This window comes from Paenibacillus kribbensis, from assembly GCF_002240415.1.
In the GTDB taxonomy this organism is placed as follows: domain Bacteria; phylum Bacillota; class Bacilli; order Paenibacillales; family Paenibacillaceae; genus Paenibacillus; species Paenibacillus kribbensis.
In genome coordinates this window covers 5,254,204-5,266,258 of sequence record NZ_CP020028.1, presented here as the reverse complement: position 1 = coordinate 5,266,258, position 12,055 = coordinate 5,254,204, and the positions used below count along the sequence as shown (strand labels likewise).

Here is a 12,055-nt window from a genome sequence, read left to right as displayed (position 1 = left end):
GAAGAAAGAGGGATGTTTATGTACAATTCACGGAAAAAGCCAATGGATGAGATTCCTGAGGAAATTACAGCTGTCTGGAATTGCGCTAGCGATACGTGCAACGGATGGATGCGGGATAACTTCGCTTTTTCTGTCGAGCCGACATGCCCCATTTGCGGTTCTGCCATGGTAAAGGGCGAGAAAAAGCTGGCCGTATTAAATAATACGAGCTTTAATCATACAAAACAATCCTAAGCGGATGCATGTTTGTAGTAAAAGATGCCCCATAGCCACTAACGGCGCTGAGGCGTCTTTTTTGCTTTATGGAGATATAAGCCTGTCCCTTGCTGCTGTATGGCAGCAGAGGACAGGCTTACGTTTTTTCCGATCCGTACAGGGAAGCCGGATGGAATTTTATTTACATGGAGTGACTACGTCGACAGGAGCTTTGACTATTTCTTCTTGACGGAGGTTTTAGCCGCATCTGTTTTAGCAGGAGCTTTGGCTGCATCTCCTTTAGCAGGAGCCTTGCCAGGATCGGCTTTATCTCCATCTACTGGTGGCTTGGACGGTTTAACGCCGTTCACCATATCTGTAATCATTTGCTTTAGATTCGAGACACGCTGATTATATTCGCTGTCTGTAATTTTGCCGTTTTGTTTTTCCGTAGACAGCTTTGCCTTCATGTCAGAAACCAGCACATCAACAACGGAATTCACGCTCACGCCTTGTGCTTTGGCGATTGTGGCAAGGGATTTACCTGCCTTCAACTGTGCTTCCAATTGGCTGGAGGACAATTTCAATAATTTCAGGAGAGCTTTGTTTTCGGCAAAGTTCCCTCCTGCCATTTTAGGGCCGTTAGCATCGCCGGGGTTCCCCTTAGGAGCTTGTGTTTTGTCTGCAATGGGAGCCTTCTCAGGTGTAGTTGAAGCAGCATGGGCTGCGCCTGTGGAATACAGTGCACCGCCTCCTAAAAATGCCAATGCCATCGTTCCAGCCAAAATTGCTTTCTTGCTGATCTTCATCTTCATTTTCCACCTTTCGGTTATGGTTTGTTTGGTACGTGATACATCATAAGATATCAACTTGAATGCTATCTGAGCGCAAGCTGAGCATTTACTGAATGAAAATTAGGTGGCATGACTAAAATTTCAGTTAAAATAAACTTGTATTACGTGTATTAAGTGATATAATACACTACAGGCACGATAGATGCAGCCGATTAGGGGGAAATACCCATGGAAGAGCAACGGGTTGGCTCGTTCCGGTTTTTAATTGACTTTAGCCAACCATTATATGAACAAGTATTGAATCAGGTACGAAGCTCCATCGCCAAAGGGGAGATTGAAATGGGAAGTAAAATGCCGTCCGTTCGTGATCTGGCTCAGGAATTGCGCATGAATCCGAATACGGTGATGCGGGCATATCAGGAGCTGGAGCGGGACGGGCTGACAGAGAAGCGACGTGGACTAGGCACCTATGTCACGTCGTCCGGTGAGCGGATTAACAGCTTCCGGGAGCAGCTGGCCAGGACATATATCGATCAGTTTCTCGGACAAATGAGCAGTCTGGGACTGTCCTGGGAGGATGTACAGCAGTATATAAGCAGCAAGCAGAGCGGGGATGATAGGAAAGGAGGCGAAAGGGCATGACGGAATCTATTGTGGTTGCGAGTCATTTGACAAAGCGATATGACAGTAAAAAAGCGCTGGACCACTTGGATGTCGTCATTCCGGCGGGACGCATCGTAGGGGTGCTTGGACCCAATGGCTGCGGGAAGTCAAGCTTGTTTCGGGCGATCACCGGATTGATTCGGCCCGACGAGGGCGAGCTTCACGTGCTGGGGCAAAAGCCCGGCTGGGAAACCAACCGCCGCATATCCTATCTTCCTGACCGGGCCCGTTGGTATCCCAATCATACGGTTCAACAGACGTTGGAGTGGGGGCAGTCCTTTTTGCCTGGCTTCAATATGAAGGATGCGCATAAGCTTGCTGATCATATGGACGTGGAGCTGGAGCTAAAAATGACCGGGCTGAGTCGCGGGCAGGAGGCACGTGTGCTGCTGATCTTGTGTTTGGCGCGTGAGGTTCCGCTCATGATCCTCGATGAACCGTTTGCGGGCATTGATATCCTCTCCAGAGAGGCGATTGTAGCCGGGATTATTGATTATTTGCAGGATCGGCAGCAGTCTATACTCATTAGCACGCATGACATTCAGGAAGTGGAAGGCTTGTTTGATTACACGGTCATGATGGACCGCGGACGGGTCATATGGTCTGGTGATTCGGATGATCTGCGTGCAGAGCACGGATCGCTGAATCAGGTGTTCCGCAATTTGTACAAAAAGGAGTGGAAGGCGTGAATTCATCAGGGCTGTTCAAAGATTTGATACGCCATGAATTTCGGAATAAAGGAAGCTGGAGAAAGCAGAGCCGCAATCGACTGCCCAGATCGTGGAGACTTGTGTATTTCTCACTATTTCTAATTGCGGCGTTCGTTATTTCCTTGTATTTCGCGCTTCACAACCAACTCGAATTGACAAGGCTGTGGTATGTGACCCTGGGCTTGCCATATGTGATCATTTTCATGGGTGTGGGAAGTCTGAGACGAGAATGGGAAAATGACACCTACGGATGGTGGCTGACCCTTCCCTATCCGCGCATGTGGCTGATCAGCGCCAAATGGATTGCTGCCATTTTACAAACCATTGTCGTGATATTGTTCCTGTTTGTGGCAGGTTCTTTGTTCGCGCTGTTCATCTCATCAACCATAGAGCCTTATACGTTTGCGGATGCAGCGTCCTTTATCATAGCCGGATTGGACTGGTTTGTGATGATTATCGCTTTCACACCGTTTGTTGTTGCGTTGGGTCTGCTGACGGCCAGTACCCGATACAGTACCTTGCGTCCGATTAGTCCGATGCTGTGGGTCCTTTTGATGGGTGGCGGGAGTGTCTTTTATTGGTCAGGCGATCAGCGGATTTATGAGCAATTTGGCCATGTTCAGGCAGGACAATGGTTTCCTTTTACCTGGCACTTCCTGGTTGCAGTGTTGATCAGTTGGGTTGCTGCCTATGTATTAATCCGCTTGAACGCTTATTTGCTGGAGAAAAAACTGTCGATTTAGCATCGAGCCAATGACTATTTATACTAGAGAGGATTTTCACCATGACGACGATATTCATATATGCCTTGATGGCGGTTCTGGTGGGGCTGATGATCTGGCTCAGAACCAAAAGAAGAAGGGGACCGGTAAAAGGAAACGGAATCCGGATTCTGCTTCCCTTGTTTATCGCATTCCCGGTTATGATGATATCTGTATATCAATTGCTGCATATTCCCGGTCAGACGCATGTGCTTCCCGCCTTTTGGGAGCTGCTGGTCGCCGGGCTGCTAGGGGTTGCTTTTGGCTATGTCATTTTGCTGCATACGGCGTATGAAAGACGAGAGGACGGTCTCATTTATCCCAAGCCGAACCAATATTTTAAATACATTATTATCGCCATTATCTTGATTCGCGTCGTTTTGACCCAGTACCTCAGCAGCTTGGGTACAAGCGAGATTAGCATGTTGGCGATTACGATGGCGCTCGTATATATCTCAATCTGGCGGATTGGGAGCTTCATCAAGTTTCGGAGAACGTTATCGGTATAACGATATAACTCAATCATGATATAACGATGTAAAGAAGCGGGTTTCCTGTTCACAAGCGTACATTGCTTGGCGATAGGACCCGCTTTTGTGCGTTAATTTCTTGGGTGCATTTTATTTATAATAAAATTTTTAAAGTTTATGGCTGCAGGTGGCAAGTATCTTTCATTCATCCATGCCAAGCCGATGGTTCGATGACTTTCAGGTGCTTTTAAACGGATTTGGGCAACCTTATTGGTGTCTAATCCTTGTAGGTCAGGTAGTAACGACACGCCCAATCCCGAACCAACAAGTCCTGCTACAGTGGCAACTTCTTCACCTTCAAATGTAATGTTGGGGTCAATGCCGTGCTCCTGAAACATGAGATCGGTGGTTTGACGCAAGGCATACCCTTTTTTTAACAAAATAAAAGATTCATTAGCCAGTTCATCCAATTTTATGGATGCAGCTTTAGCAAGTCGGTGAAAAGAAGGTACAACGGCGAGAATTTCTTCTTTCCATAAGGGGGTCCACTCAATGGAGGGCTCCGGATCTCTGGGTTCAGCCAACAAGCACATATGCAATTCCCCGTTCATTAATTGATTTAATAAAGAATAACTATGATTCTGTACGAGTTGAAATTGAATATGTGGAAAGCCAATACGGAATTCCCCAATTAAATCAGGAATGTGGTTCGTTCCTAAAGTGTGTATAAACCCAAGAGCAACCTCGCCGCGTTCGGGGTGCGTAACTTCAAATAGTTCCTGCTTACCCTCTGACAGCTCTTTCATTACACGTTCCACACGTACCAAGAACATTTGACCATATCGGTTTAATTTGATGGAACGGTTATAACGTTCAAATAAGGGAACTCCCAGTTCTTCTTCCAGTTTGGCGATGGATCTGCTTAATGCGGGTTGAGAGAGGCTCAGCATCTCCGCAGCCCGAGTTACATGCTGGCATGCCGCCAAAACCTGAAAATATTTCAATTGCTGAATATCCACACATATAACCCCCTCAGTTCACTCAAGAATATCATTACTAAAATGCATTAAAAACATAAATACAATAAATTATACTTTGGTCTTTGTTGATGATACCATAATAACAGGTTGAATTGAGAACACGATGGGGGCTTATACATGAGTTATCTTGAACAAGGCACTTCTGCTTTTAGAAAAGCAAATGTGGCCTTTTTTGCTGCGGGTTTTAACACGTTTGCCATCCTGTACTGTACACAGCCTTTACTTGCTGAATTCACCAAAGAATTCAATATTTCACCGACTACTGCAAGCCTCGCACTTTCAGGCACCACCATGTCTCTTGCCGTAAGTATGTTGTTCTTTAGCTCTTTATCCGAGAAATGGGGAAGGAAGAACGTCATGTTTATTTCCATGCTAACAGCGTCCCTGCTCTCCATTCTAACGGTGTTTAGTTCGAGCTTTGGATCACTCTTGGTGTTAAGAATTATACAGGGTGTAGCGTTGGGGGGGCTTCCTTCCATTGCAATGGCTTATCTGGGGGAAGAAGTTGCGCCGCAAAGTTTAGGGGTGGCCATGGGGTTGTATATTAGTGGAAATTCACTCGGAGCTGTTGCCAGAAGGGTGATTACGGCTGTTAGTAGTGACTTGTTTAACTGGCATGTTGGTTTGGGTATCATCAGTATAATCAGTTTATGCGGAAGTATTATTTTTGGGATAACCTTACCCAGGTCACAGCACTTTCAGTCAAGTACACTGAATAGCAATAAACTTGCGGCTGTTTTTATGTCTCATCTTAAAGATCCCGCACTATTATGCTTATTCGGTATCGGCTTTCTGATCCTGGCAAGCAACATTGCTATGTACAACTATGTTGGCTATGTATTAAGCGGTCCTCCGTATCATGTTCCACAAGCACTACTGGCGTGGATTTATCTGTTCTTTCTGGTGGGTACGGTCAGCTCAATCTGGATGGCGAAGCTGGCACAAAAATTCGGAAGATCAAAGGCGCTGGTGATTTCCCTGATTATCACCATGGCCGGCGCCTGTCTGACTCTGGAGCCTTATCTGTGGTTTAAAATTGCGGGATTGCCTATATTGACTTTCGGCTTTTTTGGAAGTCATTCGATTGCAAGCGGATGGGTTAGTCAAAGAGCCGTAAGCAACAAGGCTCAAGCTTCGGGACTTTATTTGTTTTTTTACTATATGGGCTCCAGTTTTGGAGGAACATCCGTTGGAGAAGTTTGGCTATGGTTCGGATGGGGAGGCGTAGTATCCGCCATTATGGTCTTCTTGCTGTTGGCTTTATTATGTACTACTTTGCTCATGAAACGAGTTAAAACTACAACGGTGCATTCCCGTTGATAGTCAATGCTTTGGGAGTAAATGAGTAAGGGTTATGGAGGTTTCAAAAGATTTAAATCAGGTTTAAAGTTAGGTAGGCGGGGAAGAGTTGCTTTTTGCGACTAGATGTAACTATAATAGTTACATAAAAGGAAGTGTTTATTCTATACTTTATTTTACAAAATGAGAGGGGCTTACATTCATGAAAAAACATACGGTTACTGCTGCACTTGCTGGCTTGCTCGTGCTATCTTCTGCTGTGCCTGCCTTGGCAGCCGAGATAAAACCCGCTACAGGTATCCAGGTTTGGGTAGATGGCAAGAAAGAGGCTTACAAGATTGCTCCTATCGTGCAAAATAAGCAGGTTTTGATTCCTTTGAGACAATTGGCTTCCAGTTTGGGGATTCCACTGGATTCCAAGCATATTACGTTCAATACGGCGCGTCAAAGCACGACCATTCGTTATGATCAGGCGACGGTTGTATTGGTGTCAGGCAATCCGGAAGCGCAAATCAACGGGATTAAGGTACCACTGTCCACCTCGCCCATCCTGACTAAACAAGGGATAACCTATGTTCCAGTTGATGTTATCAAAGAAGCGTGGGGCAAGCAAGTGACCTGGGACCCAGCCAGCCAAACGGTGCAAATCGGGGTGAGCAATAAGGATAAGGTCGTTGAAATCCTGAAAAGCTTTGAAACCGGAGATACCAAAGCGGCCGAGACCTGGATCAGCAAAGATCAGTACATTCAGCACAATCTGGGCTTCGCCAGCGGAAGAGACGCCTTGCTGCAAGGAATCAGCCAATTGAAGGGAGCCAATGTACAGGTTGAAATACACCGGGTCATTCAGGATGGAGATTATGTAGCCGTTCATTACAAGGAGACGGATGCAGGGAAACCAAGCGTGTTGTTTGATATTTTCCGGTTCGACAAGAACGGGAAAATTGTAGAGCACTGGGACAACAGCCAAGCGCTGGCTCCAGCTAATCCAAGCGGACGTACAATGATTGACGGAACAACACAAATCACAGATCGCAACCAAACCGAGAAGAACAAAACGTTGATCCGCAAGTTTGTGGATGATATCCTGGTTGGCAAGAACCGCGCCGCACTGGAAAGCTACTATAACGGTGATCATTACATCCAGCATAATCCTCTTTTTGGTGACGGTGTATCCGGTCTGAAACAAGCGTTTTCCGCAGCGGGAGGTCAGGGGGCTTCCTTTGGATATGATCAGGTACATATGGTCATTGGAGAAGGAAACTTCGTGCTGGTTGTGAGTGAAATCAAATCACCACAGGGAACCTCAACGGCTGTCTATGATATGTGGCGTGTGGAGAACGGAAAAGTAGCAGAGCATTGGGATGTAGTTCAGGACGTTCCGCCTAAAGCGGAGTGGAAAAATACGAACGGAAAGTTTTAAAAATACGCTTGTAGTAGAGCGAGCAAGAGCATAACCCAAAGAACTTCCCACCCGTACTCCGGGGCTGTGGAAGTTCTTTTCATTACATATTCTGTTTATTTTGCGGAATGCATACTGCACCTGCGGATTCTCTTTGGACAAGCGTAACGTACAATCGTTCATGATCCACGTCTTCCCCTGCAATGATTTTGAGAACCTGTTCGGCGGCTACAGCGCCCCATTTGCGCTTGGAATAGTCAATGGTGGTCAGGCGGGGCTGAATATATTGTGCCAGCTCAATATTATCGAAGCCGACGATATGAATATCCTTGCCGAGCGTTAGCTCAGACTGAGTCATTCGATTATAAAAGCCTACGGCCATTTCATCATTGAGGCAAAAGACGGCTACAGGTTCCGAATCCGGGCTGACATGCTGCTGCAAAATGATCTCGGCCGCCTGCTCGCCACCCGATTTTTCAAAATCGCCACGAATCTCGATCATTTCGGCAATGCCACTCCGTTCAACGGTCTGTTTGACCGCCTGCATCCGTTGCCATGAATCGTAAGAACCGTCTGGTCCGGTGACAACATACAGCTTGCGGTGTCCCAATTCCAATAGATGCTCTATCGCAAGCGCAGCACCCGCTTTGTTGTCCAGCAGCACCTGATTAATGTTAGGGTGATTCAGTTCACGGTCCAGCACGACAATTTTATGTCCCCGCTCGGCGTAGCTTAGCAGCTCCTGACTATCAAACGTCTGATCCAGCACGATGGCTCCGTCGATCATGCGCTCCGGCAGCATTCGATGAGACTGCTTGCCGCTGCATACGATGAGGTCATATTCTTTGCGGTTCAAAATTTCCTTGATGCCATACAATAAATCTCCATACACGTCTCCGCGAAAATCAGTCAGGAAAACGCCAATAATTTTGGTTTGCCTTTTCTTGAGATTACGTGCGGCGGCATTTGGCACATAGTTAAGTTCTTTGGCAATCGCCAAAATACGTGCGCAAGTCTCTTCTGTTACCTTATCGCTGCCGTTCAAAGCATATGATACGGTGGATATGGAAACGCCCGCCTGTTTGGCGATGTCTTTAATGCTGACCACATCGCCACCTCCTTTTCGTCCGTTTCTGTTTATTTATTATTAACCACAAATTAATTTCAAATATCGTAGCCTCGCAGGCAAGCAGCAAAGGGCGATCCTGCAAGATCGCCATCGCTTTGTTGCCTATACCTGGTTTAGCATTTTGCATAATTCGAATCCCAACTCTTTATAAAATAATCTCCAGACGATGTACACCATCATAGTCTGCCAGCGCCTGCTCGAAAGTGTCGCGCTTGATGCGCATGGCGCCGGAGCGGTAGCGATTATCATTGGCTGGCTTACTTTCCAGCAGCATTCCGTTCAATACTGCACGGCCTTGCTCACCGTTATGATGCTCCTGCAGCATACGGTAAACAAAGGTGATCGGTTTCCCGGCAAAGGAAAACTCAAATTCCAATCCGTCGAGATCGTCCGGCAGCACAGGGTCCAAAATCAGGTCTTCGCCCGACTGACGAATACCCAGAACGTTCGAAATAAGCTGGTTCATGTAGATCCCCGGACCGCTGGAGTAGATTCTCCAGCCGCCTTTGACCGGTACGGTTCCTTCACGCAGTTCACCAAACCGTTCCTGTGCCTCATAGCGGGTATTGAATTTGCCGTCCGAGCTGCTGAAATAGGCGTTGCTCTGACGCCATTCGGCGTTCGGGACGGACGTGCGGATGCCAACCGGATTGATGAGCTTCAGGCTGTGCCAGGCGTCATCCTTGCGCCCCAGCTTGGCCATCGCCTCCACGAAGCGGATATGGGCATGCACATATTGCAGCCCGACCTCACGTCCGAAGTTGGCCGCTTGCTCTGCGCGCTTGAAGTGCGAGCTGACACCGCCATCGTATTGCGCAGGGCGGTTCATCAGACGCACCCCATCCGGGCAGAGGAACTGCTCGCGGATGAGCTGCTCATGAGCCAAAGCTTGCTCAGGTGTGAGCAGCTGGCTGATCATGCTGCGTGTCATCGGCAGCAAGCGGTAGTGAATACCCGTCTCGGGATCGGACGGGTGAAGCATCAGCTTGGGCTGGCCAGGCTCCTCCATATACACGAAGCCTGGGATGGTACCGCTTTCCAGCATGTAGCGGTTGAAATCCTTGCGAATACCCTCGGCCATCTGGTGCAGTTCCTGGGCAATCTTGTCTGCTTCGTCGACGACGCCCGCCGGGGCCTCTTCCAAAGCAGCAGCAAAGCTGCTAATCACCTGATAGGTGAGTGCAACCGTCCAGCTGCTCGCCATGTACTGCTTCAACTGAGCGTTGGCCGGCTGGAGCGTGTCGTCCCAATCTCCGTCGCCGTAGGCCGACAGATGGGTGTCATGAAGGAAATTCGCCCGAATATACTCGATTTCCTTCTTTGCATGCTCCATGAGGGTCGCGGTCTGCTTGGTAAAATCGAAAGAATGCCGATGGGTGTAGGGTACATTTTCTCCCAGAATACTGTAATCCCGCGTCGCGGTCAAATAATCGCCCAGTACCTTGAGCGGCCAGACGATGATATCACCGTGGCTTTCTTCCTGCTGCACGCGGGTATAGTTGTCGAACATAAACCATTGCGGCCAGCTTCCGCTGTCCTCGTACTGGTGGCTGAATACAGTCAGCAGTATGGAACGGACCTCATCATATTTTTGTACGGCTGAGAAATATTCCACCGGTCCCTGACATACGTCGCGCGTTCCCCAAGCTGCACCGCCATATTGCTCCAGACCATGAGGCACGGAATAGTGGACGAGCATATTGTGGGTATACCACCAAGCCACCGCGTTCACACGGAATAGCTCGCTGGTTTCATGACCGTCCTGCGTTAGATGGAAGCCGTTCATAAGCTCGGCCAAATATTCGCGATAGCGCTCACGCTCGTCCTCAAAGGAGATGCGGCGCTCTCTGCGCGCATGGTTTTTCCTGGCCGAGCGGCCATGCAGCCAACCCTGCACGGTGCAGGTCCATTCGCTGCTGTCGCCCAGTTCCAGCACGACCAGCGATGGATCAGGGCAGGCTGCGCCCTGCAGCAGTGCGCGAGCGTCGCTCACTTGCTGTAGCGGAGCGCCTTGTACCTGCATGCGGTACAGCAGGTCCGGGTAGGCTTCGGCGCTCAGTGAAGCGGAGTCTGCCCGGAAGAGCAGGTCGTCACCTTCGCGTTCCATATGAAACGGAAGCTCATATTCGTTCACATGCATGGATAGCTGCTGAGTCACAAGGAACGGATAGGCTTTGCCGCTTGCCGAGCGCATGTGCAGCCTTACTTCTAGTGTGTCGGCGTTCGTATGGTTTGTAATGATGAGCGTATCGCTAGCGATTTTGTAATACCAGCGTACATAATTAAAGCCAATCTCGAACAGGGAAGGCATCGTAAGCAGACGGTATTTCCCTTCGATTCCGACATAGATACGCTGTCCGGATGTTTTGGGAATGTTAAGTGCATTACGCGTGTTTGTGATCATTTTGTTGAAGTTTGTGTTCCCGATGACGAGTTGGGAATTGAACACTCCATACATATAGGAGGTGGTGGTAATCGTTTCTTCCTTGCCTCCTGTGTAATGCCCACCCATTAAAATATGCCCGTGGGGACGTTCTACACGAAGCTCTTTGGATTTGAGTACGACATGCTCATAGCTGTCCGTAAAAAAGGATAGCAGTGTATCGCCATCCCGTTCTTCCTCCTGCCGATTCGGGAAAAGCTGTTCCACCTCGGCATCGGTCAGGTCCAGGGTGTGCAGCGGCTCACCGATCGTTTGAGCTGGAGCTACACGCATTGCCTGTAAATTACCTGCGGCATGTGCTGGAATGGTAGCATCGGAAGCGATGGCCAAAATGGCAGCGACTTCTTCGCGTGCTTTTGTCACCAGTTCCTGATACTCCAGCTTCGTCACTGCAGTGGGATGATTCGGCTGGAACAGGCCGTAAAAGGTAAAGCGAGCTTCCCCAGTAAGCTTCACCCGCTCGGATTGCAATGCTGTATAGGCGAATTCGTATTGGTACACTTCATTGGCGAGCGAGTCGCGGCGCAGGGCTTCCGGCTCATTCGTTTCTTTGTACGAAAGTCCAAAGAACTGAAATCCGTCCGTCGAGTAGCCGATGGTACGGGTTAACGAGCCTTGCTGGAGGTAAGGGAATGCCTGATTTTGCGGCTGATTTTGACGGGAGCAAACCGTGTAGCCTCTTTGTTCGTCATGGTAGACTGTATGGTCAATATATTGAGACAAATAGGCTTCATTATTGCGTACAGCAGCGGTATCCGCAATGCCGACATCCTGACCGTACACGATATCTGCTTCAACATTATCGCCTTGTAGGACTATATCCCAGAACCATACTCCCAGACTGCTTAGTGTAAAGGCTACCTGATAGCCTACACCAGCGGTGAAGCCTTCCCAAATAATCTGTCGATCCGTCTGGCGGATCACTCCAGGTGAACGAGCTCCAAGCAGTGGAGTGATGCTCACGCCGGACGGACGGTACAGTCTCAAGTACAGATTGTTCAGGGAACCGTCGACCGAATTGGTCAGCAGCTGGTTGATCATGGTTGAGCCATGAGCGATTTTGTACACATCACCACTGCTCAGAAAGGTAAAGGACAGGTCGCCTGCCCGCAGCAGAATATTTTGATCCAGACTTGTATTCATCAAAGG

Annotated in this window: 11 protein-coding genes; 7 read left to right on the top strand and 4 right to left on the bottom strand. The window is 48.5% G+C overall.

Annotated elements, in window-relative coordinates:
• Positions 1–18 precede the first annotated feature (18 nt).
• On the top strand, positions 19–234 hold the full coding sequence (locus B4V02_RS23510; RefSeq protein WP_007428291.1) for a cold-shock protein: 216 nt from the start codon (positions 19–21) through the stop codon (positions 232–234).
• A gap of 197 nt (positions 235–431) precedes the next feature.
• Here the strand turns inward: B4V02_RS23510 and B4V02_RS23505 are convergent, their stop codons facing one another.
• Entirely contained in the window at positions 432–1,004 is a 573-nt protein-coding gene (locus tag B4V02_RS23505) for a hypothetical protein (RefSeq protein WP_094156625.1), read from the bottom strand.
• 213 nt (positions 1,005–1,217) lie between these two features.
• Here B4V02_RS23505 and B4V02_RS23500 point away from each other — a divergent pair, with 213 nt between their 5' ends.
• From B4V02_RS23500 to B4V02_RS23485, 4 genes are read left to right on the top strand one after another with little or no spacing between them, the layout of a single operon-like run.
• Entirely contained in the window at positions 1,218–1,631 is a 414-nt protein-coding gene (locus B4V02_RS23500) for a GntR family transcriptional regulator (RefSeq protein WP_094156624.1), read from the top strand.
• Positions 1,628–2,341 carry an ABC transporter ATP-binding protein gene (locus tag B4V02_RS23495; protein ID WP_094156623.1) on the top strand — a complete coding sequence of 238 codons (714 nt, stop codon included), beginning with the start codon at positions 1,628–1,630 and terminating at the stop codon, positions 2,339–2,341. The genes B4V02_RS23500 and B4V02_RS23495 overlap by 4 nt, the downstream gene beginning before the upstream one ends.
• On the top strand, positions 2,338–3,105 hold the full coding sequence (locus B4V02_RS23490) for an ABC transporter permease subunit (protein WP_094156622.1): 768 nt from the start codon (positions 2,338–2,340) through the stop codon (positions 3,103–3,105). The genes B4V02_RS23495 and B4V02_RS23490 overlap by 4 nt, the downstream gene beginning before the upstream one ends.
• A 41-nt stretch (positions 3,106–3,146) precedes the next feature.
• A complete protein-coding gene (locus B4V02_RS23485; protein ID WP_094156621.1) occupies positions 3,147–3,632 on the top strand; it encodes a cytochrome c biogenesis protein CcdC in 486 nt (161 codons plus the stop codon).
• A gap of 92 nt (positions 3,633–3,724) precedes the next feature.
• On the opposite strand, the gene B4V02_RS23480 is transcribed toward B4V02_RS23485, so the two are convergent.
• The gene (locus tag B4V02_RS23480) at positions 3,725–4,612 is read right to left on the bottom strand and encodes a LysR family transcriptional regulator (protein ID WP_094156620.1); all 888 of its coding nucleotides are present in this window, start codon (positions 4,610–4,612) and stop codon (positions 3,725–3,727) included.
• 138 nt (positions 4,613–4,750) lie between these two features.
• Here B4V02_RS23480 and B4V02_RS23475 point away from each other — a divergent pair, with 138 nt between their 5' ends.
• Both B4V02_RS23475 and B4V02_RS23470 read left to right on the top strand, forming a co-directional pair.
• A complete protein-coding gene (locus B4V02_RS23475) occupies positions 4,751–5,953 on the top strand; it encodes an MFS transporter (RefSeq protein WP_094156619.1) in 1,203 nt (400 codons plus the stop codon).
• Between the two features lie 181 nt (positions 5,954–6,134).
• Entirely contained in the window at positions 6,135–7,355 is a 1,221-nt protein-coding gene (locus tag B4V02_RS23470) for a stalk domain-containing protein (protein WP_094156618.1), read from the top strand.
• An 82-nt stretch (positions 7,356–7,437) separates the two neighbouring features.
• Here the strand turns inward: B4V02_RS23470 and B4V02_RS23465 are convergent, their stop codons facing one another.
• Together B4V02_RS23465 and B4V02_RS23460 are read right to left on the bottom strand one after the other, a co-directional pair.
• Complete coding sequence (locus B4V02_RS23465; RefSeq protein WP_007428300.1) at positions 7,438–8,442, bottom strand: LacI family DNA-binding transcriptional regulator; 1,005 nt, start codon at positions 8,440–8,442, stop codon at positions 7,438–7,440.
• Positions 8,443–8,608: 166 nt separating this feature from the next.
• On the bottom strand, positions 8,609–12,049 hold the full coding sequence (locus tag B4V02_RS23460) for a GH36-type glycosyl hydrolase domain-containing protein (protein WP_094156617.1): 3,441 nt from the start codon (positions 12,047–12,049) through the stop codon (positions 8,609–8,611).
• Positions 12,050–12,055 lie beyond the last annotated feature (6 nt).